Source organism: Prevotella brunnea, assembly GCF_008016795.1.
Classification (GTDB): domain Bacteria; phylum Bacteroidota; class Bacteroidia; order Bacteroidales; family Bacteroidaceae; genus Prevotella; species Prevotella brunnea.
This window is the reverse complement of the sequence record NZ_SDIK01000026.1, coordinates 1-22897: the sequence shown is the minus strand read 5'-3', so window position 1 is coordinate 22897 and position 22897 is coordinate 1. Positions and strand designations below refer to the sequence as shown.

The window sequence follows — 22897 nt, the reverse complement described above, 5'->3', positions numbered from 1 at the left end:
TTACAGATAGAGATAATCGATAAGGAGGAAAGCGTTGTAAACCATTAAGTAGGTCGTTAGCAAAAAGAGAGTGATGCGTAAGCCTCGTTCCGGTTTTCCATGAGTTGTTTTTAATAAAAACGCGATGTTTATGGGGATGACGTAAATCCAATGAGCCGACATGATATAGACTTCAGGAATTCCAAAGCCCAATCCTATGTGCAGTATCATATCCAAAGTGGCAAAAGAAAGTACCATCCATAATAGTTTGCTGTGTCTGCCACACCATATTCCACCGATGAACAGGAGTAAAATCAAACCTTCCGCGACATAATTCCATATCCAATCATAGCTTATAATGACCGGACGACTTACCAATACATCTTCCAAGGTGTGTTTTTGATGTAGTTGTATGGATTCTCCGAAAAGATTTTCTATCACCGTTTTCCATCTTGGGGTGGTAACATCTGTCCACATGAGAAATCCTTTCTTGCTAATGGGTTTTCCGGTGTGCAGATTTGCGGGTTTCTGTGCTTTGGCTTTCAATACCACTTTACGGTGTTCGCGCCAACGTTCTTGGAATGAATGGGCTATCTCCGCGCTGTCTTTCAAAGTCGTTGTGTCCTTAAACGCTGCAAACATTCTCTCCTTTTCCGCCCTTACTCTCATGGCTTGTTTGTGTTTGCGCTCCTTTACCGAATCGTTCACATACGTTTTATATTCCCAACTCCCAAATTGCCACAGCAATGCCGCCGGTAAAAGTACTGCCACGATGAGATTTGCCGGACGAAAGAACGATTTTCCGCGTGTGAACAGGTTGGCAATAAACACTTTCAGTCCATTGTTCAACGATATTCCTGCAGTAATGAGAAAGAGCAGTATGGTTTGCCCTTTCTTCATTCGTTCTCCGTTCTTGATTTGTTTGCCGGCAATGTAAATCGTGAGTAGAAGCATGAACAGCGAGAGGATGAAGTGGTCGGGACTAACGGCTGCTACCATGATGTGTGCGAAGGAGAAAAGCAGGAATGAAAGCATGAAAGCGTCATTCCGCGCGATACCAATCAATTCTCTACATATTCTCGTCAAGATGATGAAAGCGTAGAAACTGCTTGCAATCAAAATGAAAGCCACGGTGAATTGGACGAAATTGATGCCCGTTGTCATCATCAACCAGTGATTAATGATATAAGCCGGATAGTAGAAAAATGCCAATAACGGATGTCTGTGCACATCAAATCCGGTGTACCAGTCGGAAACCACGCAATAAGTGAGGGGATCGAAGCCGGACAGATGGAAGTTTCTGACAAAGAGTTTGTAATAGTTTTCGGCGGGTTGGGAGAACTTTGGATAATAGCGGATAATTACCAAAGCATTGAGGAGTATCTGCCACAACAGGAACACTGCACCGGCGACGCGCTCGTCTTTCTTTATTTTCAGAAAATCAAATGCTTTCATATCAGATATCCGATGATTAGTCCTCCGTTGTAAGCCCACAGCCAAATGGTCAGCAAAGTTATGATGAGTCTGAATGTTCTGCGTGGCGCGTCTGCTAAAACTCTCGTAAGATAGGCGTATGCTATCGGAACGATGAAGATCCAACCCGTTGTCATGATATATACTTCGTTGATGCCGAAGCCAAGTATCAGATGTAGCGTTACATCGCAGGCGAAACTAAGTAGAAGCATTTGGAAAAAGCGCTCTTTTATCGCGATGAAACCGCCGAAAATGAAGAGCAGGACGATAATACCCTCTATGATATAAAATAGGATACTTTCGTATTCAACGAATATAGGTCTGTCCCATGAGACATCTTTCAAGAGGTACTTTCGGTGGAGTTGTATGGATTCTCCAAAGAAGTTCTCAACTATGGTTTTCAATCTCGGAGTTGAGATGTCCATAAGCTTTCCGATGCCTTCCTCACTCATCTTCTTGCCGGTATGCTCCTTCAACCATTTGGTGCGTTGTTCGGCATAATTGCTCACCTTCTTTGGATTTTTTTGTTTGCTTTTTACCTCTATTTGTTGAATGACCTCTTTCTGTGGCACTTCCAAAGCGTAATATTGCCATTGCTGAATGGCAACCAGCAAAGCCACCGGCAGGACAATTCCCAAGAGAATGTATCTGGGATGGAAAAACTTTCGCCCATTCGTGAATAATCCGGCGAGGAGCGTCTTTGCACCATTCGATGTTGCCATGCCCGCTGTAAAGAACAGTAATACAGCCGATTGCCAAGGCTTTAGCAGACTGCGTTGTCTTATTTTCATGCCACAGATATAGAATGTCATCAAGAGCAGCATGAGCGAAATGATGAAATGGTCGGGTACCATGGTGGGAATCATTACGTGTCCGAACGAAAACATCAGTAAGGTGAGCAGCGTGGCATCGAAACGGCTCACCTCAATCACTTCCCTAAGGATGCGATACATGAACAAAACCGCATAAAAACTCGACAGTATGATGACAACCGCCATGAGGAAAACGGCAAAATTGGTACCCGTCTGTCCGATGAGCCAGTGATTGAGCACATACATTGGATAGAGAAGAGTAAGGAAAAGTGGGTGGCGCGCGGTCTCAAAATGAATTCGCATTCCGGAAATGGTAATCCACGACCAATTATCGTAGCCGGACATTCTGAAATTCTTTGAGAATATCGTCCAAAATCCATTGTGTGCCCCCATCGTATATACACCGTAATGGCTTTGGATAAGCAGCGCGTTGAACGCGACGAATATCAAGAGCAGCGTCAGTGCTGGCCAACGCTCTTCGCGTTTCACCTTAAAGAGTTTTAAAACAGACATTTTTCAAAATCCAATTAACTTTGCAAAGATACAAAATATCCATCGTCCGGACATCGTAAAATCAGACAAAAACGGAAAATTCCGAATGATAGCCACCTCTTTCCTACACGAAGGTCTCTCCTTTTAGCTTGAGTTGGTATGGAATTTTTCTTTTTTTCGGATGCCGCGCTTTTCATTCGTGATTTAATTCTTCCTGTTCCGAAAGCCAAAATTCTTTGTTAATGATCGTGAAAAACGATGTCTTGTATGCTCATCGATTTGGTCAGAGTTTTCCATGAAATAGATATGAAAACTCAACAGTTTCTTTAAGTAACCTGCTGAAAAGGCAAAAAAAATTCATTAAAACGCGAAATAAACTCGGCAAAAATCGATTCTGAAGTTGCTAAAACTTACTTTTGGAAATGTAAAAGGTAAGCTTTTGCCTTCCATTTCCTTAGCTTTTGCCTTGTAAAAGGTAAGCTTTTGCCAGACGATGCATTGCCAAATAGGTTGTTTGTGCTGATAATCAGACAGTTATGATATATGTAGATTTTTCGTGTTTTTTCAACCATTGGAAAGGTTCTTTGAGAATATGCGAGTCGTGAGGTTAAGAAGTGTAAAAGTTTCCTTCGTTTTATTGTATTTAAAAACGGAGTTTTGCTCTTTTGGTTGAGAAGAAAATGAAAGCCGGTCTCCAACCAATTCTCCTGCTTTCATCGCTTATTCCGCTTGAACACCTTGGCTACTTTTCGGCAGGCATTACTTCTTTTTTAGGAAAGTTCTGACCAAAATGAAATTAATGGGGACGCAAATGCAGAATACCGGTAGCATGGCAATTTGCTTTTTCATGCCCATCCAGAGGAAGAGAGATAACAATCCGGTTTGCAAAAGATAGTTTACAAGGTGGGAAAAGGCAAAGCCCGCTCCTCGTCTTGCTGTTGCTTTCACCTTAAAAGTGTAACTCGTAGATGCAAAATAATTGAAAACAAAACTAATGACATATCCGATCGTGTTGGAGATTCTGGGTTCAATCCAGTTGATTAGTAACAGATAAATTGCGTATTGCAAGGTAGTGGCAATGATTCCCACAATTCCGAAACGCACGATTTCATCGAATTTTTCTCGATTTCTTTTTCTGAATGGTTGAAAAAACGACTCATCGGCTTCGCGAAGCAGATGGCGGTCGCCTCTGCTGTCGCCAAAGGCTGCCAATTTATAGGAATGTCGATAGGGAAAGATTTGCAGAAGCCGTTTCAATTTCTCTTTCCCATAACAATTCTTGGTGAGGAAGTTCCCGGTTATGTAATCCAAACGGATATCAATCTGTGTGCCTTCCACCTTCACCTTGTCGCCAAACTCTTTGAAGAAAGGGCGCACCCAATTTTCTATGCTTGCCGTGATGATGATAACGCTGTCGCCGTTGTTTATGGCTTTTCTGATGGTTTCCAATCCTTTCGGGCGCATGATGCCTTGCCGGTGAATGGCGAAATTCTCGCAATGCGCATTGAACTCCCCGATAGACATGTCTTTGAAAAACCACGAGAAAACTTTTTGCTTCGCTTTCCAGTTCGGATATAATCTCAATTTCATGAGAAGGAGGATGGGGGAGAATAGGAAAAAACCGCAAAAGGTTTTCCTATATCCGTACACATACTCAATAAACTCGATGAATGTGTCCTTTTTTGTGAGTGTTCCGTCAAAGTCGAATGCGTAAACTTTCATCTTACAATTGGTAAATAATGATGAGGAAAGTCAAACCGAAGCCCAATACGATAAGTTGGATAAAACGATCGCGCAGTATTACCTTCGTAGGGTCTCCGCTTTTCTTGTCCACCACAGCAATTTGAATGTATCTGAGCAATCCCAAGAGTACGAATACGCTCGTCAGATATAATTTATCGGTATGGAAATTGGCTACAACTTCCGGACTCATCGTGTACATGATGTAGCACACCAAAGTAACGCTTGCCGTGATGGTGATGGCTTGATTGATGAAAGTGAGGTTGTACCTGCTCGTGTTCTTGCGTGGGGCTTTGCCTGTCTCGTTCATCCTGAGCACGTCATCGCGCCTTTTCGCGAACGATAGGAAAAGCATCAGGAGGAAGGTCATCAGCACAATCCATTTGCTCAGTCCGATACCGGTGGCAAGTCCACCGGCGAAGAGTCGGAGAACAAAACCAAACGCTATCACGCAGACGTCGATGATGGCATGTTGTTTCAGCACTAAGCAGTAAGCAATGTTCAATATCCAATAAAAAAAGATAACTCCTGCCACTTCCGCCCCATGTTCAGGCAGCAAGAGCAACGTAAGCATCGACAGAATGACCATCGATAGCATGATGAGGTAGCCTTGTACCACGCTGATGGCTCCTGAAGCCAGCGGACGTTTGCATTTCACCGGATGTCGCTTGTCGTCCTTTAGGTCGATGATGTCGTTGAGGCAGTAAATGGATGAGGCGATGAATGAAAACGACAAGACAACTATAAAACCGGCATATAGCGCGTCCGGTTTCAGAAGTGCTCCACCGAAAAATATCGGAAGAAGCACAATCGTGTTTTTTATCCATTGCTTTGGGCGGATTAATCGGAATAAATCTATCATAATATCCTCCTCTTTATGGGTTTAACGGCTGCTTCTGTCAGCTTGTGCAGCAACCATGCCATCGGCAAGGCTATAACGGTAACCAAAAGGAATTTTACCCAATAGCTCCAACCGAATGGTTCAATGTAAATTAAAATGAAATGATGATGAATGAGATATAGTTCCAAACTGATGGAACCGAAAAAGAAACATGCTTTCCGAATGAGTCTTGATGTTTTCCTTAGCAATCCGGCGAGAATGATAATGCCGGATATGGTGAGGGGAATATAGAGCATACGTTCCAAGAATAGTGGAAACCTTCCGTGTTTTACCTGTTCCAAATAGATGCAGGCGGCGAGTGTTCCGATGAAAGCGATGAGGATTAACCAGATTGCCGAACTTTCAATGCGTTTGTTTTCCTTTACAGCCGCTCCCATGTTGATGCCTAAAAAATAGATAGGGATTCTGCTCCAGAATATTTCTAAGTGTTGCACTGTATCGTGAATGGGGGTAACATATTGCACGATGACGCACCATGCCATCATCAACGCAGGAAGCCAGCGATATGTGGGATGCTTGATGATGAGTCGCAGGTAAGCCGGCGTGAACAAATACAGCATCATCGTTGCCGGGATGTACCAAAATGTAAGTTCGCCGTTCAGCCAAAAATCCCAATTGATGGTAATATCTCCGATTAAATCGATGAAATTCTTGCTATGTCCGCCATGTCTTACAATGTCAGACCAAAGCATGTCCGGAACGTAATATGCCGTTGCGACAATCAACCACGTGGGGTAGATGCGAAAAAGTCTTTTCAGATAGAATGTGTGCGTGGATGAATCCTTTGCCCATGAATACCACAATCCGATGCCACTGAGAAAGAAAAACATATCAACACCGATGTTTCCCATTCTGCGAAGTCCGAAAAACAAATCGTTTCTCGGTAAACCGACATGAAAAAGTATGACGAAGATAATTGCAAGCCCCATAAGCTCGCCTCGATAATTGCTGATGTTGCCAAGTTCTATGCCACTCTGTTTCATTTTAGTTTCGGGGATGGGATGTGTTTCGTCAATTCTTTGAACAGCCATGCTATACAGATGGATGTGATGATATACAATAAGAGTCCTGTCCAGTAATCTCCTGTGCGCGATATGGGGATGATTACCTTTCGGGTGATGGGGTGTGAAATAAACAATGCTGCCGAGATGCTTCCTATCCATGAGAGTTGGTTGAGCAACCACCGATGAAAGGTGGAAAAGAATGTCGCGCGACTGATGTGTTTCACGAAATATATTGCGGCGATGCATACAAATGCCGGTACAAAGAACCAACTGTTCCGATTGAGACTTAAAATGTAAATCCCCAAAACTGCCAAGATGGTCCACAGCGGATATAGTCTTGGATTGGCGTTCTTTACGTGTCTGGCATAAAGAAGTCCCATACAGAAGGGCAATATCCCCCCGACACAGTTATATCTCCAACGATTCAGTGCCTCACCATCAGGCTCGCATGCCATTTGAATGGCGGTACTAAGAACCATCAGTCCTACTGCCCATCCCCAATGCCGCTTGTAGAGGAAAAGACGATATACGATATAGAGTTGAAACATTAAGCCGAAGAACCAATAAGGACCCGGCCAGATAATCTTGTCAGGGTGAGGTAAGATGTTGTTGAATAGTCCTAATTGAGCGATTATGTCAAGAACGGCATAATGATGTCTTCCCGGAGTGATGGCATCGATGAGGATAAAGGCTGCAAATCCCACAATCATTAGACGGAAAAGTTTTTTCCAATGGTATTTAATAAATTCGAGAGTAGTGGGCTCGGCGTGTTTGTCGCGGTTGTATAATTCATATTTTTGCACCAAACCATAGGCTGAAAGAAACAAGAAAATAGGGACTCCGTAATGTCCGAAGAAAGACATGACATGAAAGAAAATGAGGTTTGTCCATTCCGAAGTCATGATTTTACTCAGCTCGTCCACATTGTTTTGAAAGTATTGGTACTCGTTTTCTTTTACGATGGGTGCGAGCCAATGACAATAATTGTGAAGAATAATGCCTAAGATGGCAATTCCTCGCATGGCGTTGCATTCTGTTTTACTAAGCAATGTTTCTGCGGTCAAATTATTGTTAGTTGTTTTTATCTCTTCCATACTTTACTTATTGCGATTCGATGGGGCGTATGAAACGTTATCGTTTCTTATCTGTTGTCTTGCCATGCTTGGCGACTAAATCATCGTAGTTGGTCTTGTTTTTCAAGATTCTCGGTCGAAGCTCATTATATTCCGGACTTAAAACATCGTATTCAGCACGATAATATTTTGTGTTAATTCCCGCCAAATGGAGCAAGAGGTAAGGCAGGGCATCCGTCATGAAGCGTTTGTCTTTGGCTTTTCTTATCTTTTGAACCGTATCCGGGTGTTTTGCCGCGAATTTCGGTGAACAATAAATCCAAAAAGGCACCTCAAACTCATAGTGAGCAAGGTCGTAATCTATCGCTGCGGAATGGTTACGACAGATAAAACCTCGATTGTCTTCGTAACATTCCTCACCATGGTCGGGCATATAGATGACCACCGCTTCTTGATTCTCAAAGCGACGAATGATTTGGTCCACGATGGAATCGTTGTAAAGAACCGCATTATCGTAATGTGCGAGCATAAAACGATGCTTTTTGATTAAGTCTGACCGTTTTTCCGCATAGTCGTTAGCGTTAAAATGATGTCGATCTTTAGGATAACGGAGCTTGTATGATACATGTTGCCCGATGAGATGGAAGATAATCAAATTGTGTTCCTTGTTCTTTTGGCTCAATGTTTTATCGTAATCCTCGAGCAATCCCTCATCGAACTTGTGCAATTTGGTGTTTCTTGTGTCGAACATCGCCTCTGAGAGCTCGGGATGATTCAGGAAAAAGCCCCCACTAAAGTCATAAACAGCTTCTTTGGCTTGTGGCAAGAACTGATTGGTTATGAACGAAACGTGATAGCCTGCTTTGCGGAAGATTTGCGGGAACAGCGGATAATCGCACCATTCGCCTTTTTGACCTATGACATGCAGGGAAAAAATGTTCTTGAAGACGAAGCTGGTGAGATTCCATGGCGACACGACATCGGTGAACGGAATGAGCCTACCTGATTTCTCACGCTCTACTTGGCGAGGTGTTGTCTTCATGAAATAACCATACTGTTGAGAGTGATGACGTCCCATGCTTTCCCCGATAATCAGCACGATGTTGGGAGTTGTGAAAGCGCAACTATCCACTCTGACATTGCCTTTCGCCTCGATGAGTCTGTCGATTTGTTGGGATGCCAAATGGTTTGCAAAAATGCTGAAGACAAGTCTGTAAACCGGCAGATAGAATTGCGCACAATCAGGTCTTGTCAGTTCGTGCTCCACCTTTCCGATGGAATTCATTGAGAACATCCGTATCATTTCCCGTTTGTTGTGCGCCGAACTGCAACCCGACCAAATGAGGATGCACAGTGTTAGCCCTCCAAAAAAGGGGCGGATGCGTTCAAACACATGGTTCGTCCGGTCGAGAAAGCTCTTTATCTTATCCGGAAATTGTCGCTTGAACACCGGCCACAGTGAAATAAGTATGTGGAAAAGGATAATCAGAAGAATGAGTCCGATACCGGAATAGAGCACATCGCCCGTGATATAGCTGTTAAGAAACTCTGTAGCTTCTCGCTTGTTGGTCTCTCCTGCCAGTAGCAACATGGAGGGGTTGAGAGTCGATTGAAACTTATCCCAACAAAAAAGGTCGATAATTGTAGTTGTATAGGCAACCACGTAGAGGACACCTGCTATCCACCGGCGGACTTTTTGGGGAAAACACGTCAGGAAAAGACAGACGATATAGAGGTCGAGGAATAGCTCCTGCCAAAGATTATCGTAAACTCTCGCGTCCGGATTGTTCTTTGGGAGTTCGCCAAACGATACCACGATGGCAAGTAAGGACATGAAGAAAAAGAACGAAGCATTTTGCTTTATGGGCAGAAACACTTTGCTCAGCATGTTTCCAATCAATCTTATGGTTTTCATCCGCTCAATGAACTTTGATGCAAAGTTAGTGCAAATAATTCATATTCCATCATTTTACACTTTGAATTAACGCCTATGTGCAAATCGTGTAGGCTTTCTTTACATCGTCAATGATTTCGTTCGGCACGCAATCGCCTATGGGTTTGCCCATTTTTATTCGCTCTCTTATCTCTGTGCTGCTGATATTTATGAGTTGCGAGTTGAGCAGAGAAACGTTACTTGGTAGTTCATTTTTATCGATTTCATCGCCTTTTCTCGGATAAATGGTTATGGAATAATTTGCCAAGATGTCCTCGTGGCGATACCACTTGTTGAAAGCTTTCCAATTGTCCCCGCCAATGAGCAGTGAGAAATGATGATTGGGGAAATCTTCGGAAAGCCGTTGCAGCGTGTTCCATGTATAAGATGGTTTCGGAAGTTGAAATTCGTAGTTGCAGGCGATGATTTTCGGCAGATTACCCAATGCTTTTTCCACCATCCGTAAGCGCATTTTGTCGTCTAAAAGCGCATTGTTTCGTTTCAATGGGTTTTGTGGCGACACCATCAGCCATACCTCATCCAAGTGTTTCTGTCGCAGAAACGCTTTGGCAAGTGCGATGTGTCCGTTGTGTATCGGATTGAACGAGCCACCGAAAATCCCTATGTTCATTTATGTTTCGAGAAAGTTTTTAATGAGTAGATAGGCTTCTCTTTTTGCTTCTTTCAAGACATCGTTCACGATAATATGGTCGAATTTATCGGCAAAAGTGAGTTCATATTCTGCTTTTGCAAGTCTGTTTTCAATCGCTTCCCGAGAGTCGGTTTGTCTGCCCTCAAGTCTTTTTCGCAGTTCGGCAAGCGATGGCGGTTGAATGAAGATGCTCAAAGCCCTGCTTGCGTAATATTTCTTGATGTTGCATCCACCTTTCACATCCACGTCGAACACTACATTTTGTCCCACTGCTGATTGTTCTTCCACCTGAGATTTCAATGTTCCATAGAATCGGTCGGTATATACTTCCTCGTATTCAAGAAACTCGTTGTTTTCGATTTTCTTCCTGAATTCATCGGGTGAAATAAAGATGTATTCAACACCATTCTTTTCCGTTCCGCGCGGTGCCCGTGTGGTGCAGCTGATGGAGAAAACCAAGTTTAGTTCCGGATGCTTTTCCATCAGCCACCTGACAATTGTGCTTTTCCCGGCTCCCGAAGGTGCGGAAATGACAACCAGTTTTCCCGGTGTGGAGTGTGATTTGTTGGTTTTCATGTTGAGTCTTTATAATGCGTTGAGCACCTGTTCTTTGATTTGTTCCAGTTCGTCTTTCATCTTTACCACGATGTTTTGCATTTCCGCCTGATTGCTTTTCGAACCCGTCGTATTGATTTCGCGACCCATCTCTTGAGCGATGAAACCGAGTTTTTTGCCTATTCCTCTTCTGTTTTCCTGCATGGTCTCGCGGAAGTATTTCAGATGGTTGGTCAGTCGTTGGCGTTCCTCGCTGATGTCCAGTTTCTCTATGTAATAGATAAGTTCCTGTTCGAGTCGGTTTTTGTCGTAGTCGATGGTTGGAATCTGCTTCAATCCCTCGATGATTCTGTCCTTTATCTTTGGTACTCTACTTTCTTCGTATGGTTCTATGCTTTTAAGTAAAGCCTCGATGTTATCGATTTTTTCATTAAACTTCTTCTGTAGTGCGGCACCCTCTTGTGCTCTGAACGCCGTCAGCTGGTTAATTGCCTCTTCGATGGCAGTCTTTGCCGAAGCCCATTCCTCTTCCTCGAGTACCTCCACCTCGGTTTTGGTGGTTACATCGGGCAGGCGGAGCAGTGTTGCAATCCAGTCTTGAGGTTCGGGAATGTTGGTTTGCGCAACGATGGTTTTAAGTTGTCGATAATAATCCTCCACCAATTTTGCATTAATGGGGGCGGCATCCAAAACGGAATCCTTCTCCACCCACAGCGAGAAGTCTATCTTTCCCCGCTCCAATTGTTTTGAAACAAGTTGCCTTATCTCCATTTCCTTTTCTCTATATAGGGGGGCAATGCGAGTGGATAGGTCGAGATTTTTGCTGTTGAGCGATTTTATTTCAACATTGATTTTCTTTTCTTTGTAGGTTACGACTGCCTTTCCGTAGCCTGTCATGGATAGTATCATAGGCTTGTTGAGTTTTATTTTGTCGCTGCAAATGTACGAAAAAGGCTTGGAAATACCAAAAAGAGTGTTTCAAACCTCTGACCCGCTCAATCGACTGCTCTTCGTTTCTATCCCCGAATTTCATGTTTGGTCTATCAGGTATCCCTCGTTGCGCGTTGGAATAAAGGCTGATTTTTCCACGATCCTTTGTTTTATGCTTCTTTGAAGACCTTTGGGCAGGAATAAGACAAGTGTTCCTTTTCAAGACGGCGAGAACGAAACGTGAGTTTGAAGTTGAAACAATGACTTTTTTAATGCTGCATGGAGACGACATTATGGAAGTCAAAAAGAACGTGTTTTCAATCAAAAAAATGCAATCTGTAAGTTGTTGATAATCAAATGTATATGAATGGCATTTTAAAAGCTTAGCTTTTGCCTTCCAAAAGCTTAGCTTTCGCCTTCCAAAAGCTTAGCTTTTAAAATGCAAAAGCTTAGCTATTGCAAATCAATGGCTGATAATCGCAAATTTGTTTGTTGTTTTTTGTGATGAATTAGGCGGGAAATCGTATCATCGGGAAGCCTCCTCTAAGCTCGTGCACCATGCAAGTAGCGAGTTGTTTTCCGGAGCTTTGCCGGAATAATGTTCTACCATTGATGGGAATGCTCTATTGGAAGATGCCGGTATCGTTCCGGAAAATTAATGCGTTCATAGCTTCAATTCATCATAAAGTGGTGATTGAAAGTCATGAAAGTCTGCCGAATATGGAGCTTTCACAACTCTTTGAATATCGAAAATAAACACAATGAGTTTTAATTTGTTCTATATAAGGTGTGAATATTCAAAATTTAGCACTATCTTTGCATATCATAACACGTCCCCCGGATGACAATAAGCCTTGTCAGTTGGGTGGAAACATTGTGAATAAGGAGTAAGAAAATGTCTTGTATATTAAACATAGAAACCAGCACCAATGTGTGCTCGGTGGCATTGAGTGAGAACGGAGCGTGCATATTTCATCAGGAAGATCACGACGGACCGAACCATGGAGAGAAACTCGGAACATTCGTAGATGAGGCGTTGTCGTTTGCCGACAGCCATGCCATTCCCGTGGATGCCGTGGCGGTGAGTAGCGGTCCGGGCTCTTACACCGGCTTGCGCATAGGCACGTCTATGGCAAAAGGAATTTGCTATGGCTTTGGCATAAAGCTCCTTGCCGTGCCCACGTTGGAACTACTTTGCGTGCCCGTTTTGCTTCATCATGCGGAATTGGAGCCTAACGCCTTGCTGGTTCCGATGATTGATGCTCGCCGAATGGAAGTCTATGCCCAAGTGTTCGATCGCGCGTTGAAAACTGTTCGCCCGATTCAAGCGGACGTTGTGGATGAAAATACGTATAAGGAATATCTTGACCGTGCGCCGGTTTATTTCTTTGGCAATGGAGCCGAGAAGTGCATGGACACAATCAATCACCCCAATGCCCACTTGATAAAAGGTATAGAACCCCTTGCGAAGAACATGATGCCACTGGCTGAAAAGCGAATGGCAACGGAACAATATGAGGACGTTGCTTATTTCGTGCCGATGTATCTGAAGGATTTTGTGGCAAAAAAAGCGAAACCGCTGCTGTGAGAAAATAAAAATCGTGTTTGTGGAGAATGGAACGGAAAGGCAGCGCATCGAAAAGTCATGACGCAACGTGGAGAACACCTCCGGCTGAGAGCACTTCGGTTCGTTTCTCCCATTCAAAATAAAACAAATGTACCAATGAAAATTGAAGGTTTGGATTATAACACCCAACGAGAGAAATTAGTGTTGCCCGAATACGGAAGGGAAGTTCAAGACATGGTGAACTTCTGCGTGAAACTTCCCACCAAGGAAGAACGACAGCGTTGTGCGGAAACCATCATCTCCATCATGGACAGGATGAATCGTCAGAATCAGGAGAACAACGACCACGTTCAAAAGTTGTGGGATCATTTGGCACTGATGGCAGATTTTAAGTTGGATATTGATTATCCATTCGACGTTACACAGGTAAAGAAGATGTCTTCACGACCGGAGCCGATGAAATATCCCATGTCGAAAATCCCGGTGCGCCATTATGGGAAAATGATGTTCGAGATGTTTGAAAAGCTGAAGAACATGGAGGAAGGCGAAGAGCGCAACGAACTTATTTGCATCATAGCCAACCAAATGAAACGTTCCCTGATGCAGTGGGGGCACGGCTCATCCGATAATGAGAAAGTGGCTTCCGATTTAGCACACTACACCGATGGAAAGGTGCAGTTGGATTTGGATACGTTTCGTTTCGAGAAGATTAACGCGCGCGATTTGATGCCAACACGCAATAACAAAAAGAAACGATAGGTATGGAGTCCTTTATCATAGAAGGCGGACACCGCTTGTCCGGAACAATCATGCCTCAAGGCGCCAAGAACGAAGCTTTGCAGGTGATTTGCGCTACTTTGTTGACTTCGGAGGAAGTGATTATTCGCAATGTTCCGAATATCCTCGATGTCAATAACCTCATTAAGTTGTTGAAAGAAATTGGTATGAAGGTGAACCGGCTCGCGCCGAATGATTATTCATTTCAGGCAGCCAACGTTAATCTTGACTTTCTCGAAAGCGAGGAATTTGTAAAGAAAGCGGCTTCACTTCGTGGCAGCGTGATGCTCTATGGCCCCTTGTTGGGTCGTTTCGGCAAAGCCACCATCACTCGTCCGGGAGGCGACAAGATTGGGAGACGACGTTTGGATACCCATTTCTTGGGCTTTCGAAAACTTGGCGCGCGCTGTGTGTATGTTGAACAAAGAAACATTTACGAGTTGATGGCGGATAAACTCAAAGGAACAGATATGCTGCTTGATGAGGCTTCAGTAACAGGAACGGCAAACATCATCATGGCATCGGTGCTGGCAGAAGGCAAAACTACCATTTACAATGCCGCTTGCGAACCTTATATCCAACAGCTGTGCCGCTTGCTCAACGCAATGGGGGCGAAAATCAGCGGTATCTCCAGCAATCTGCTGACCATTGAGGGCGTAAAAGAACTGCGTGGAGCCGACCATCGTGTTCTTCCCGACATGATAGAGGTGGGCTCGTTCATCGGAATGGCTGCCATGATTGGCAACGGAATCAGGATAAAGAATGTTTCCATAAGCGATTTGGGAATCATTCCCGATGCGTTCCGCAGATTGGGAGTGCGCATTGAAGAAGAAAACGATGACCTGATTATTCCGCGTCAGGAACATTATGTCATTGATACTTTTCTCGATGGTACCATTATGACCATCTGCGATGCTCCATGGCCCGGACTGACACCCGACCTTATCTCGGTTCTCCTTGTCGTAGCTACACAAGCAAGAGGCAGCGTGCTCTTCCATCAGAAGATGTTTGAAAGTCGGTTGTTCTTCGTGGATAAACTTATCGACATGGGCGCGCAGATCATTCTCTGCGATCCGCACCGTGCCGTGGTGGTGGGGCACGACAATTCACGCACACTGAGAGCCGGACGAATGTCAAGCCCTGATATCCGTGCCGGCATTGCATTGCTCATCGCAGCACTTTCGGCAAAGGGAACGAGCAGGATAGACAATATTGTACAGATAGACAGAGGGTATGAGAATATCGAATCCCGACTGAACGCACTCGGAGCGCATATCCGACGCGTGGATATTTGTTAAATCTCTTGACCGACGACATGATAAAACGAGAGGACGTATATAAGATAGGTGTATTGGGGAAACCTCATGGCGTGCGTGGAGAACTACAATTCCGCTTCACCGATGATGTCTTCGACCGAGTTGAAGCTCAATATCTGGTGTTGGATTTGGAGGGCATTCTTGTTCCTTTTTTCATGGAAGAATATCGCTTCCGCACTGATGAGCAGGCTTTAGTGAAATTCTGCAACATTGATACGGAGGAACGAGCACAGGATTTGGCAGGAGCTGATGTGTATTTTCCACGTTCTTTCGTGCCGGATGACACCGAACGGTTGTCGTGGACACAAATCATTGGTTTCTCACTGATTGACTCTCGTATGGGGAATGTCATCGGAAACGTTGAATCGGTGGACGATTCTACGGTAAACATATTGTTTGAAGTGAGAACAAAACAGGGTAAAATGCTGTTGTTGCCTGCCAACGAAGATTTGATAATGAACGTGAACTCAAAGAAAAAAACAATAGAGATGGAGATTCCGGAAGGTCTTTTGGAACTCTGAATTATGATTTGAATGAAGATGAAACAACAAATATGCATTCTTGGCTCAACAGGAAGCATCGGGACGCAAGCACTCGACATTATTGAGCAACATTCCGATTTGTATGAGACTTACGCGCTGACGGCAAACTCTCGATGGAAAGAACTCGCCGCACAAGCTCGCAAGTTTCGTCCGGCAGCCGTGGTGATTGCCAACGAGGCTTATTACAAAGACCTTTCCAAAGAATTGGCAGACCAACCCGATATCAAGGTGTATGCGGGGGCTGAGGCTCTGAACCAGATAGTTGAGGCTGAGCCCATCAATATGGTACTGACGGCAATGGTAGGCTTTTCCGGATTGGAGCCCACCATTCACGCAATAAAAGCAAAGAAGAAGATTTGTTTGGCAAACAAGGAAACTCTTGTTGTGGCAGGTGAACTTATTTGCGGCTTGGCAGCTGAGAACCGAGTGTCCGTTTTGCCGGTGGATAGCGAACACAGTGCCATTTTCCAGAGTCTTGTGGGGGAGGATGAGAACGAGATAGAGAAGATATTGCTCACCTGTTCCGGAGGTCCGTTCCGCCTTTTCTCCAGCGAACAGCTCCAGACAGTGACCGCAGCCGATGCATTGAGGCATCCGACGTGGGACATGGGGGCGAAAATCACCATCGATTCTGCATCGTTGATGAACAAGGGCTTTGAGGTGATAGAAGCGAAATGGCTCTTTGGTGTGCCGGCAGATAAGATTCAGGTGTTGATACATCCGCAGTCGATCGTCCACAGTGCGGTACAGTTTGCCGATGGGGGAGTGAAAGCGCAGTTAGGCATTCCCGACATGCACCTTCCGATACAATATGCCTTCTCCTTTCCTAAGCGTTTGTCGCTGAGAGCTGAACGTTTGGACTTATTCAAGCAACCGTTGGAATTCTTTGAACCCGACATGCAGAAGTTTAAGTGCTTGGGAATGGCATACGAGGCGATTGAAAAGGGTGGAAATATGCCTTGTATTATGAACGCTGCCAATGAGATTGTCAATGAAGGCTTCAGAAAAGGAGCATGCTCGTTTGTTGGAATGGGGGAAATCATAGAGCAAACCATGGCAAAAGTGGGATTTGATGAAAACCCTGATTTAGACGTCTATCTACAGACCGATGCCGAAGCACGTCGCGTGGCAATGGATTTGATGAACGAGAGATTGGGTAAAAGATGATACAAGGTGCTTGCTCGCCCATCATTCCTTAAACAGTGAGATAGGAATAGGCTAATGGGAGGATTTGTTCACACCTACTTCAATCCTCATCCCCTTAAAAATGATATATAAACAAAAAAGAATAAATACTGATTAATGGAAACATTTCTGATACGATTGCTTCAGTTTGTATTGGCAATCTCTTTGCTTGTCCTTCTCCATGAGGGAGGACACATGTTCTTCGCAAAGCTCTTTGGTATAAAAGTAGAGAAGTTTTTTGTCTTTTTCGATGTATCCATTGGTAAATGGAACGGCATGCTTTTCAAGTGGAAACCTAAGAAAAGCGACACCACTTATGGAATGGGATGGCTGCCATTGGGCGGTTATTGCAAGATATCGGGCATGATTGACGAGAGCTTCGATACGGAACAGATGAAGAAAGCCCCTGAATCATGGGAGTTTCGTACAAAACCGGCATGGCAACGCTTGCTTGTCATGATTGGAGGCGTACTTGTGAATTTCCTGTTGGCACTCTTTATCTATTCCATGATTATATTTACATGGGGCGAAAGTTATTACAAAGTGTCGGATATGTCGATGGGAATGGTCTTCAACGAAGATGCGAAAGCACTCGGTTTCCGTGACAATGATGTGATGATAGGCACCGATCAAGGCGCATTTCGCGAGTTTGCCAACGTCAATGGCGACTTCTTTCGGCAGATAGCCCAATCAAACTATGTCGATGTGTTGCGTGGTGGCAAGAAAGTTCGTATCTCAATGCCCGGCGATTTGGATATGCTCTCCATGATAAAGGAGCGTCCTCTCTTTGCCGAACCTTACATCCCGGCACGTGTGGACAGCGTTCTGGGGGGCACACCGGCGATGAAAGCCGGAATAAAAGAAGGCGACTTGCTGACATCCATCAATGGAAAGCCGGTTAAAACGTGGACCGACATGAATTTCCAAGTCGGTGTTTTGAGCGACATCGCTTCAGTAAAGCATACCCGGAAGGATTCTTTGGTTTTGCGAAATGTTCTTCTTACCGTCCGGAGAGCCGGAACTCACAGGGTCGATACTGTCAGAATGATGCTTACTCCCGACTTAAAAATGGGTGTGGTGCAGAGCACAATGGCAACTTATTATCAGCCGACGGAAGAAAGATATTCTTTCTTTGCGAGTTTCCCGGAAGGAGTTAAATACGGTGTGAACATCTTGCGCGGCTATGTAAGCAACCTTCAATATCTCGCTTCTGCAGACGGAGCGAAGAGTCTCGGTGGCTTTGGCTCAATAGGAAAGCTCTTTCCGCCTTTCTGGGACTGGTATATGTTCTGGAACATGACAGCTTTCTTGAGCATTATCCTTGCGTTTATGAATATTCTTCCCATTCCCGCACTCGATGGTGGTCATGTTATTTTCCTGCTTTATGAGATGATTACTCGCCGAAAGCCATCGGAAAAGTTCATGATTCGCGCCGAATACGTGGGCATTACCATCCTTATTCTGTTGATGGTGGTTGCCAATCTCAATGACGTATTGCGCTGGATAGGTTTGATGTAGAGTTTTTTGTGGTAATGATAACTGTTTTCAACACGGGCGAGACACAAGACAGTCTGCGTCGGGAGTACAATCCCGATGGCTCGATACTTCGGCGTGCGCAATTGCGTATGTTGGATATGTTGGACTATCTCGTTACCGCTGCCGAACAAGCCGGCGTGAATTGGCGATTGGATGGTGGCAATGTGTTGGGAGCTTTGCGTCACGGAGGCTTCATTCCTTGGGACGATGATGTGGATATTGTGGTGGATTGGAAAGACTACAAGCGGTTTTGCGACTACCTGAAGCAACATCCTCATCCGCAATACCTGCTCCAAGACAGCGACACCGATGCCGGTTATTGGAAGTTTTGGGCAAGTTTTCGCGACCGAAAGAGTGAGCACGTCAGTACCGAAGATGCCGATTTGCGCGACAGGAAGGCGTTGGAGGCGATGCGATTTCGCGGTTTGCATATCGACATCTTCCCCTATGAAGACCGCATTCTGCCGCGTTTGCAGCGCATTGCCGGAAAGTTGGCAGTGAAACTAAACCTTGATGTGGCTCCGCAACATCCGCAATGGGCACGGTGCGGTTATCGATTGCTCAATCATTGTGTGTTTCCCATCTTTCGGTTGTTGGGACATTTCTTCGGAAAGCGCGGAGAGTTTATGCACAGTTACGGCACATGGTTCTATGAACGCTTCCCCCTTGATGTGGTACGCCCCTACAAACCCATAAGGTTTGAGGATAGAACCTATAATGGTCCGGCACGTCCGGAAGATTTTTGCCGTATCATCTATGGCGACTATATGGCTTTGCCACCCCGAGACAAGCGCAACCGGCATCAAGCCACCATACGTTTCCTTGAGTGAAAGGCAAGCAGAAGTCCGGTTTCCGAATCTTGAACAATGATGAAAACCGGAGCCTTTCGGCTTCTTACATGTTTTTCTCGTAATGCTGCTGTTCATCAATGGTGAGCCGCAGTTTTTCTTTCATCCCCCCTTCGGTAGTCCATCCCAAGGCGCGCAGACGAGCTGTGTCGAACGTTGCCTTTTTAATTACGGAGTATCCGGCTTTCTCTTCGGCGTCAGGAATATCCACAACCACCCTCTTCCCGGCAATATCGGCTATGTCTTCCGCCAGTTCTCGAATGGAAATGTTACTCTCTGTATCGGCAATGTTATAAGGTTTCATGTTCTCCCCCTTCAACAATATATGCAGTAAAGCCGATGCGCAGTCCACCGAGAAGCACCATGAACGGAACTGTCTGCCACTACTTTTCATCACGATGTCCTCACCTGCCAATACGTTGCGGATGAATTGCGCGTAAACCCGGTTATCCTGCTCCGTGAAATAGGGACCATACACATGTGAGGGTCGTGCTATCGAGACATTCAGTCCGAACTGTTGGGCATGACTCACACAAAGCGTTTCGGCGGCACGCTTGGAAGAAGGGTAGCAGGAACGAACCGTGGTGGGATTGATATATCCGCTGTAGTCCTCCGCAAACGCTCTTCCATCGCCCTCGCCATAGACTTCTCCCGATGAGACATAGACAAACCTGCACAGTTGGTGGGCTTTTCCATAGCTCAACAGGTTGTCCACGCCGTAGATGTTGGCTTTCATCACCCCCACGGGGTCGGTGGCATAGGCACTTGGAGAAGCACCGCTTGCTGCGTCGATGATGAAGTGGAAATCAATGTCGGTCTTCATCGGTGTCGTTACATCGAACGCGATGAAATGAAAGTTGGGCAGATACCAATATGCGGCAAATCTTTTCCTTGCTCTTTCTTCGTTTCTGCCGGCAGCATAGACCCGGAAGTGGTGTGCATTGTGTCGCATCAGGACATCCACCAAACATCCCCCTATCAATCCCGTTGCTCCCGTTACGAGCAGGTTGCTTCCTTCCAATAGTTCCCAAGGTAACTCCGCCGTTGCTGCCTGCTCAATCCGTAAACGATAATCTGTTGTCATTTCAACCAATATTCCTTATCCGTATTTTTCAATGCCTTAAACAACTCAACGTCTTCCGTCTGCGTCAGTTTCAGTCCGTTGCGCTCCGAACCGGCGACAAGGTGCTGGTCGTCGATGCCCAATGCACCCAACAAGGTGCAGGATGCCACCGTGTTCTCTATGCCTTGTGCCTTGGCTTCGGCGTGTGCATCGAGTAAAGTCTTCAGTCGGTAGGTGTGTGGCGTCTGCGTTCGAATGAGTCGCTCGCGCGGTATGGAAATGTTCGACAGGCAATCGCCCTTCACTTCCATGATGGCTTCCTTGCACACGAGTCCCGTCACGGCATAGCCGAACTCTCGGCATTTGGCGATGTTCTCGGAAATGATGCGCTCCGACACTAATGGTCGCACGCCGTCGTGTACCAAGACAATATCATCGTCGTTGCAACCTTTTGCTTTCAAGCCTTCCAAACCGTTGAGAATGGACTGCTGGTTGCTGTTGCCGCCTTTGAAAATCCATTTCAGTTTCGTTATGTTGAATTGGTTGGCATAGGCTTGCAGCACCACTTCCCAGCCCTGAAGGCAAACCACGGCCATGGCATCTATCTCCGGATGCTCCTGAAAAGCTTTCATCGTGTAGATGATGACGGGGATGTTGTCTATTGTCATGAACTGTTTGGGAATGTCTTGTCCCATTCTGTTGCCCGTGCCGCCTGCGGTTAATAATGCGATGTTCATATTGTTCGTTTTGTTGGTTGTCGATGATTTCTGTTTCACAAGTCGTACTGCACGTTGTGATAGGTGAAGATGAGCGGATAGAAGAATCCGCGAATCCAGCCCATGAGTCCTTTTGCGTTCCCGTTGTAATAGATGCTGTCGCGGTGTCGTGCACAGATGAGGCACAGTTGCACGAGTGCCCACAAGTCTTTTCTTAGCATCAGTCCCGCCATGCGGTGAGCCAACGGCTGTGTTGTTGCGCTTCTTTCGCAGATGTATTGATAGAGCTTTTGCCAGTTGCGTTTTCCTTGCAGTTGCCGATAGTTGGCATAGCCCTTTGTGTAAGGTTCCGTTTTCGACATCCGGCTGTTGTCTATTCCGTGCGATTTGTTCTCCTGTGCTATGGCGGATTCCGGGTGGGAGCGGTGCCAGTTCAGTGGTTCGTCGATGCGCACGATACCTCTTTGCAGCTGAGCATTGATGGCCAGCGACCAGTCGTAGTGGATGTAGCTTATCCAGTTGGCATGATTGTGGGCAAACTCGCGGCGCAGGAGCATCGTGTGTCCGGCAAATCCCGTGAAGAGGAGTGCCTCAAGGCTGTATTGTGGGGTAACATAGACCGACTTTTCGGGCGATTTGCCTCTGTGATGGCAGCAGAAGCAGATGTCCTTGTCGCCAATGGCAGCCACCTGTTTCTCTATTTTCGTCGGATACCAGATGTCGTCTTGGTCGGCAATGGCAATGAAGTCGGACGTGGCTCGTCGGGCGGCTGTCTCGAAATTGGCATTGAAGCCCATGTTCTTTGTGTTGCTGAACACCTGAACATTTGGGTGTTCTGCCTTGTAGGCCTGTGCCATTGCCACGGTTTCATCGGTCGAGCCATCGTCTTGTATGATGATTTCCCGAATGGGGTAGGTCTGCCCGATGATGGAATCTACCTGTTCTTTCAGGTATTTGGCACCGTTATATGTGCAGACGATTACCGATACGGTCTTGAAATTGTTGTTTGCCATAGGTGATAATGTACTGCAAATGTATGAAAAATAATCCAAAGTCAGCGTAATATTGCATAATAAGTAGATGCTCAAAATTAATTGCCACAATCTTTTCGCTTGTTTTTCATTCTAAAAGCTTACCTTTCACTTTTTAAAAGCTTACCTTTTGCGTTGTAAAAGCTTACCTTTTGGAGTGCAAAAGCTAACCTTTTAAATCTCAATCTGTATCACCCTGATTATCAATAGGTTGCAAAGAGCGTTTTAGCCCCTTTTTTGTCATGTGATTTCATGGTGATGACGAGACGATTTTTCGTTATCTGATGCCCGATGGTTCGGAATCAAAAATCCGCCGGCAAACGATTCTTTTTTATTACTGTCCGCTAAACATCCCACATTTTTTATGAATTAGGGCTGACACTTCTCACGAGGTATCAGCCCTTTTTGTTATCTTTGCTTTTGTTTCCAAACTCAGATAACATGGGCAAAAGTACACATTTCTTCGGACAGCCGGTATATGGTCAGCTGATAAAATCTCTCGACCATGATAAAATAGTTGAAATAAGCCGTCGGAACGGCGGTGAGCGGTATGTGAAGACCTTTGATGGCTTCACCCATCTTCTTACGATGCTGTATGCAGTCATCATGCGCTTCGACTCCCTGCGCGAGATAGAGGCGGCAATGACGGCTGAGGTGCGCAAGCTTCATCACATAGGCATTGACAGGGGTACTCAGAGCAGTACCCTGTTATAAGCGAATGCCAGACGCGCGGAGAAATTCTTTGGGGACGTGGATCCCGAACTTTTCGAGT

At 45.3% G+C, this 22897-nt stretch carries 21 protein-coding genes; 8 read left to right on the top strand and 13 right to left on the bottom strand.

Annotation, left to right across the window (positions count from 1 at the left end):
* The 10 genes from ETF27_RS04120 to ETF27_RS04075 all read right to left on the bottom strand — a co-directional run bounded on the left by ETF27_RS04120 (nt 1) and on the right by ETF27_RS04075 (nt 11523).
* Entirely contained in the window at nt 1–1434 is a 1434-nt protein-coding gene (locus ETF27_RS04120; RefSeq protein ID WP_147785524.1) for a DUF6080 domain-containing protein, read from the bottom strand.
* Complete coding sequence (locus tag ETF27_RS04115; protein ID WP_147785523.1) at nt 1431–2777, bottom strand: DUF6080 domain-containing protein; 1347 nt, start codon at nt 2775–2777, stop codon at nt 1431–1433. The genes ETF27_RS04120 and ETF27_RS04115 overlap by 4 nt, the downstream gene beginning before the upstream one ends.
* Nucleotides 2778–3515: 738 nt before the next feature.
* Nucleotides 3516–4478, bottom strand: a complete 963-nt coding sequence (locus ETF27_RS04110; RefSeq protein ID WP_147785522.1) for a haloacid dehalogenase-like hydrolase — start codon at nt 4476–4478, stop codon at nt 3516–3518.
* Nucleotide 4479: 1 nt separating this feature from the next.
* Nucleotides 4480–5358, bottom strand: a complete 879-nt coding sequence (locus ETF27_RS04105; RefSeq protein WP_147785521.1) for a decaprenyl-phosphate phosphoribosyltransferase — start codon at nt 5356–5358, stop codon at nt 4480–4482.
* On the bottom strand, nt 5355–6380 hold the full coding sequence (locus tag ETF27_RS04100; protein ID WP_130830634.1) for an acyltransferase family protein: 1026 nt from the start codon (nt 6378–6380) through the stop codon (nt 5355–5357). Before ETF27_RS04100 ends, ETF27_RS04105 begins: the two co-directional genes overlap by 4 nt.
* A complete protein-coding gene (locus ETF27_RS04095; protein ID WP_130830204.1) occupies nt 6377–7495 on the bottom strand; it encodes an acyltransferase family protein in 1119 nt (372 codons plus the stop codon). The genes ETF27_RS04100 and ETF27_RS04095 overlap by 4 nt, the downstream gene beginning before the upstream one ends.
* A gap of 37 nt (nt 7496–7532) precedes the next feature.
* On the bottom strand, nt 7533–9389 hold the full coding sequence (locus ETF27_RS04090) for a phosphoethanolamine transferase (RefSeq protein ID WP_130830203.1): 1857 nt from the start codon (nt 9387–9389) through the stop codon (nt 7533–7535).
* A gap of 73 nt (nt 9390–9462) precedes the next feature.
* A complete protein-coding gene (gene nadD, locus ETF27_RS04085) occupies nt 9463–10038 on the bottom strand; it encodes a nicotinate (nicotinamide) nucleotide adenylyltransferase (RefSeq protein WP_147785520.1) in 576 nt (191 codons plus the stop codon).
* Nucleotides 10039–10635, bottom strand: coding sequence for a guanylate kinase (gmk, locus tag ETF27_RS04080; protein WP_147785519.1), 597 nt, complete (start codon nt 10633–10635; stop codon nt 10039–10041).
* Between the two features lie 9 nt (nt 10636–10644).
* Nucleotides 10645–11523: a YicC/YloC family endoribonuclease gene (locus ETF27_RS04075; RefSeq protein ID WP_147785518.1), complete on the bottom strand. Its 879-nt coding sequence runs from the start codon at nt 11521–11523 to the stop codon at nt 10645–10647.
* Nucleotides 11524–12439: 916 nt separating this feature from the next.
* Between ETF27_RS04075 and tsaB the strand changes: the two genes are divergently transcribed.
* The 7 genes from tsaB (at nt 12440) to ETF27_RS04040 (ending at nt 19297) form a co-directional block, all read left to right on the top strand.
* Nucleotides 12440–13132, top strand: coding sequence for a tRNA (adenosine(37)-N6)-threonylcarbamoyltransferase complex dimerization subunit type 1 TsaB (gene tsaB, locus ETF27_RS04070; protein WP_130830198.1), 693 nt, complete (start codon nt 12440–12442; stop codon nt 13130–13132).
* A gap of 135 nt (nt 13133–13267) precedes the next feature.
* Nucleotides 13268–13870 carry a DUF4290 domain-containing protein gene (locus tag ETF27_RS04065; protein WP_147785517.1) on the top strand — a complete coding sequence of 201 codons (603 nt, stop codon included), beginning with the start codon at nt 13268–13270 and terminating at the stop codon, nt 13868–13870.
* 2 nt (nt 13871–13872) lie between these two features.
* Nucleotides 13873–15186 (top strand): UDP-N-acetylglucosamine 1-carboxyvinyltransferase, encoded by a 1314-nt coding sequence (gene murA, locus ETF27_RS04060; protein ID WP_130830197.1) that lies wholly within the window; start codon nt 13873–13875, stop codon nt 15184–15186.
* A gap of 17 nt (nt 15187–15203) precedes the next feature.
* Nucleotides 15204–15725, top strand: coding sequence for a ribosome maturation factor RimM (gene rimM, locus ETF27_RS04055; protein ID WP_130830196.1), 522 nt, complete (start codon nt 15204–15206; stop codon nt 15723–15725).
* Nucleotides 15726–15743: 18 nt separating this feature from the next.
* Nucleotides 15744–16913, top strand: a complete 1170-nt coding sequence (locus ETF27_RS04050) for a 1-deoxy-D-xylulose-5-phosphate reductoisomerase (protein WP_147785516.1) — start codon at nt 15744–15746, stop codon at nt 16911–16913.
* 135 nt (nt 16914–17048) lie between these two features.
* Nucleotides 17049–18449: an RIP metalloprotease RseP gene (gene rseP / locus ETF27_RS04045; RefSeq protein WP_130830194.1), complete on the top strand. Its 1401-nt coding sequence runs from the start codon at nt 17049–17051 to the stop codon at nt 18447–18449.
* 14 nt (nt 18450–18463) lie between these two features.
* The gene (locus ETF27_RS04040; RefSeq protein ID WP_147785515.1) at nt 18464–19297 is read left to right on the top strand and encodes a LicD family protein; all 834 of its coding nucleotides are present in this window, start codon (nt 18464–18466) and stop codon (nt 19295–19297) included.
* Nucleotides 19298–19361: 64 nt separating this feature from the next.
* Here the strand turns inward: ETF27_RS04040 and ETF27_RS04035 are convergent, their stop codons facing one another.
* The 3 genes from ETF27_RS04035 to ETF27_RS04025 are packed head-to-tail and all read right to left on the bottom strand — an operon-like array spanning nt 19362 to nt 22107.
* A complete protein-coding gene (locus tag ETF27_RS04035) occupies nt 19362–20399 on the bottom strand; it encodes an NAD-dependent epimerase/dehydratase family protein (protein WP_147785514.1) in 1038 nt (345 codons plus the stop codon).
* Nucleotides 20396–21115, bottom strand: coding sequence for an IspD/TarI family cytidylyltransferase (locus ETF27_RS04030; RefSeq protein ID WP_060940704.1), 720 nt, complete (start codon nt 21113–21115; stop codon nt 20396–20398). Before ETF27_RS04030 ends, ETF27_RS04035 begins: the two co-directional genes overlap by 4 nt.
* Nucleotides 21116–21150: 35 nt before the next feature.
* Nucleotides 21151–22107 carry a glycosyltransferase gene (locus tag ETF27_RS04025; protein WP_147785513.1) on the bottom strand — a complete coding sequence of 319 codons (957 nt, stop codon included), beginning with the start codon at nt 22105–22107 and terminating at the stop codon, nt 21151–21153.
* 459 nt (nt 22108–22566) lie between these two features.
* On the opposite strand from ETF27_RS04025, the gene ETF27_RS04020 reads away from it, so the two are divergent.
* The gene (locus ETF27_RS04020; protein WP_240048123.1) at nt 22567–22839 is read left to right on the top strand and encodes a DUF4372 domain-containing protein; all 273 of its coding nucleotides are present in this window, start codon (nt 22567–22569) and stop codon (nt 22837–22839) included.
* Nucleotides 22840–22897: the final 58 nt, after the last annotated feature.

Bases quoted from the DNA above. Each gene is read 5' to 3' on its own strand.
- ETF27_RS04120 (WP_147785524.1), bottom strand. From the start codon at position 1,434: ATGAAAGCATTTGATTTTCTGAAAATAAAGAAAGACGAGCGCGTCGCC.
- ETF27_RS04115 (WP_147785523.1), bottom strand. From the start codon at position 2,777: ATGTCTGTTTTAAAACTCTTTAAGGTGAAACGCGAAGAGCGTTGGCCA.
- ETF27_RS04110 (WP_147785522.1), bottom strand. From the start codon at position 4,478: ATGAAAGTTTACGCATTCGACTTTGACGGAACACTCACAAAAAAGGAC.
- ETF27_RS04105 (WP_147785521.1), bottom strand. From the start codon at position 5,358: ATGATAGATTTATTCCGATTAATCCGCCCAAAGCAATGGATAAAAAAC.
- ETF27_RS04100 (WP_130830634.1), bottom strand. From the start codon at position 6,380: ATGAAACAGAGTGGCATAGAACTTGGCAACATCAGCAATTATCGAGGC.
- ETF27_RS04095 (WP_130830204.1), bottom strand. From the start codon at position 7,495: ATGGAAGAGATAAAAACAACTAACAATAATTTGACCGCAGAAACATTG.
- ETF27_RS04090 (WP_130830203.1), bottom strand. From the start codon at position 9,389: ATGAAAACCATAAGATTGATTGGAAACATGCTGAGCAAAGTGTTTCTG.
- nadD (WP_147785520.1), bottom strand. From the start codon at position 10,038: ATGAACATAGGGATTTTCGGTGGCTCGTTCAATCCGATACACAACGGA.
- gmk (WP_147785519.1), bottom strand. From the start codon at position 10,635: ATGAAAACCAACAAATCACACTCCACACCGGGAAAACTGGTTGTCATT.
- ETF27_RS04075 (WP_147785518.1), bottom strand. From the start codon at position 11,523: ATGATACTATCCATGACAGGCTACGGAAAGGCAGTCGTAACCTACAAA.
- tsaB (WP_130830198.1), top strand. From the start codon at position 12,440: ATGTCTTGTATATTAAACATAGAAACCAGCACCAATGTGTGCTCGGTG.
- ETF27_RS04065 (WP_147785517.1), top strand. From the start codon at position 13,268: ATGAAAATTGAAGGTTTGGATTATAACACCCAACGAGAGAAATTAGTG.
- murA (WP_130830197.1), top strand. From the start codon at position 13,873: ATGGAGTCCTTTATCATAGAAGGCGGACACCGCTTGTCCGGAACAATC.
- rimM (WP_130830196.1), top strand. From the start codon at position 15,204: ATGATAAAACGAGAGGACGTATATAAGATAGGTGTATTGGGGAAACCT.
- ETF27_RS04050 (WP_147785516.1), top strand. From the start codon at position 15,744: ATGAAACAACAAATATGCATTCTTGGCTCAACAGGAAGCATCGGGACG.
- rseP (WP_130830194.1), top strand. From the start codon at position 17,049: ATGGAAACATTTCTGATACGATTGCTTCAGTTTGTATTGGCAATCTCT.
- ETF27_RS04040 (WP_147785515.1), top strand. From the start codon at position 18,464: ATGATAACTGTTTTCAACACGGGCGAGACACAAGACAGTCTGCGTCGG.
- ETF27_RS04035 (WP_147785514.1), bottom strand. From the start codon at position 20,399: ATGACAACAGATTATCGTTTACGGATTGAGCAGGCAGCAACGGCGGAG.
- ETF27_RS04030 (WP_060940704.1), bottom strand. From the start codon at position 21,115: ATGAACATCGCATTATTAACCGCAGGCGGCACGGGCAACAGAATGGGA.
- ETF27_RS04025 (WP_147785513.1), bottom strand. From the start codon at position 22,107: ATGGCAAACAACAATTTCAAGACCGTATCGGTAATCGTCTGCACATAT.
- ETF27_RS04020 (WP_240048123.1), top strand. From the start codon at position 22,567: ATGGGCAAAAGTACACATTTCTTCGGACAGCCGGTATATGGTCAGCTG.